Source organism: Mesorhizobium sp. M4A.F.Ca.ET.050.02.1.1, from assembly GCF_003997725.1.
Classification (GTDB): Bacteria; Pseudomonadota; Alphaproteobacteria; order Rhizobiales; family Rhizobiaceae; genus Mesorhizobium.
Genome location: NZ_RZSG01000993.1, coordinates 1 through 1,943, shown reverse-complemented (window position 1 = coordinate 1,943; position 1,943 = coordinate 1). Strand labels below are relative to the sequence as shown.

Genomic DNA, 1,943 nt, shown 5'->3' with positions numbered 1-1,943 from the left:
GGTTGCGATAGGTCATCTTGCCTCAATACGCGTCGGCGTTGTCGATATTGAAATTGTAGAGCTTGCGCGCCGAGCCGTAGCGCTTGAACTCCGAAGCTTTGACGCCGGTCACGCCGGCGCGGTCGAGCAAGCCTTGCAGGAATTCCAGATGCTCGGGCCGCATCTCCTTGGCGATGCAGTCGGCGCCCAGGCTCTCGACCTTGCCGCGCACGAACAGCCGTGCCTCGTAGATGGAATCGCCCAGCGCATCGCCGGCATCGCCCAGCACCACGAGGTTGCCGGACTGCGCCATGAAGGCCGACATGTGGCCGATATTGCCGTGCACGACGATGTCGATGCCCTTCATCGAGATGCCGCAGCGCGACGACGCGTTGCCTTCGATGACCAGCAGGCCCCCGCGGCCGGTGGCGCCGGCATACTGGCTGGCGTCGCCTTTGATCACGATCGAGCCCGACATCATGTTCTCGCCGACGCCGGGGCCGGCCGAACCATGCACGGTGATGGCGCCGCCGGCATTCATGCCGCCGCAATAGTAGCCGACGCTGCCGCGCACATCGATGGCTACTGGCTGGTCGACGCCGACGGCGACCGAATGGCTGCCCTTGGGGTTGAGCACTTCCCATGCCGTCTCGTTGGAGCCCGGGGTCAGCTGATGCAGCGCCTGGTTCAGCTCGCGTAGCGACAGCTCGGCAAGGTCGAACACCCTGGCGTGGCTCAGGTCGCGCTGAGCGGGGGATACGTTGGTTGCCGGCATGAACTCAATGCTCCCAGAAATAGACGGTTGCGGGCTCCGGTTCCCAGACCCTCGCATTGTCTATGCCGGGCAGTTTGGTGAGCGCGCGATATTCGGAACCGAAGGCGACATATTGGTCGGTCTCGGCCATGACGGCGGGCTTGCAGGCGATCGGGTCGCGCACCACGCCGAAGCCGTTCTTGGTGCCGACGACGAAGGTGAAGAAGCCATCGAGGTCGGAGAGCGTGCCCTCCAGCGCCTCGCCGAGGTTCTTGCCGTGCGCGATCCTGGAGGAGAGATAGGCGGCTGCCACCTCGGTGTCGTTCTCGGTCTCGAATCTCATGCCTTCGCGGATCAGCTCGCGCCGCACATTGTTGTGGTTGGACAGCGAGCCATTGTGCACCAGGCACTGGTCTGCGCCGGTCGAGAAGGGGTGCGCGCCCATCGTGGTGACCGCCGATTCCGTCGCCATGCGGGTGTGGCCGATGCCATGCGTGCCGGTCATCGAGCGGACGTCGAAGCGCTCGACGACGGCTTCCGGCAGACCGACCTCCTTGTAGATCTCGACGGCTTCGCCGGCGCCCATGATGCGGATATCGGGCCGAAGCGATTGCAGTGCCTCACGCGCGGCGTCGACCTTGTCCGGCGCGGTCCTGATCACCGCATGCGTCGACTTGACGGCGATGCCCACCGGCGCGCCGATCGCCTTGGCGAGCTCCGCGTCGAGGCCGCGGAAGTCGTGTTCAGGTTTCGCTGACTGGATGGTGATCTTGGCCTCGTTGCCGGCCGGTGCGCCATAGATGGCGATGCCGGCGCTGTCCGGGCCGCGGTCGGTGAGACAGATCAGCATCTCCGACAGCATCGCGCCGAGCTTGGGTTCCAGCGACTTGTCCTTGAGGAAAAGTCCGACGATTCCACACATGTCAGCCTCCCGGCGTTTGCAGCTAAAAAATGATGTACCCAATGAGTCCGCAAAATTCAATCGTATGAAAAAAATTTTCCTCTAGTTACGCATGCGGCTCTGCGCCGCTGCCCGTGCCGCCATCGCTCCGGCTGCCCTTGTGAGCCCACTGCGCGTGGCGGATGCGCGCCATCTTGTAGGCATCGAGAATCGACAGGGCATAAATCAGGAAGCCGCCGGCATGACGGCCGACGAAGCTGGCGTCCGGTGTCGCCACCTTGGTGGTCACCCAGCCTAGGATCACCATGA

At 64.0% G+C, this 1,943-nt stretch carries 2 protein-coding genes and 1 pseudogene; all 3 read right to left on the bottom strand.

The annotated features are described in order from the left end of the window. Positions 1–22 precede the first annotated feature (22 nt). Entirely contained in the window at positions 23–754 is a 732-nt protein-coding gene (locus EOA33_RS34090) for a GXGXG domain-containing protein (protein WP_127407609.1), read from the bottom strand. Between the two features lie 4 nt (positions 755–758). Further along, positions 759–1,655 (bottom strand): glutamine amidotransferase family protein, encoded by an 897-nt coding sequence (locus EOA33_RS34085; RefSeq protein ID WP_127407608.1) that lies wholly within the window; start codon positions 1,653–1,655, stop codon positions 759–761. Between the two features lie 85 nt (positions 1,656–1,740). Then, positions 1,741–1,943: pseudogene (locus EOA33_RS34080) on the bottom strand (hypothetical protein); the annotation flags it as partial.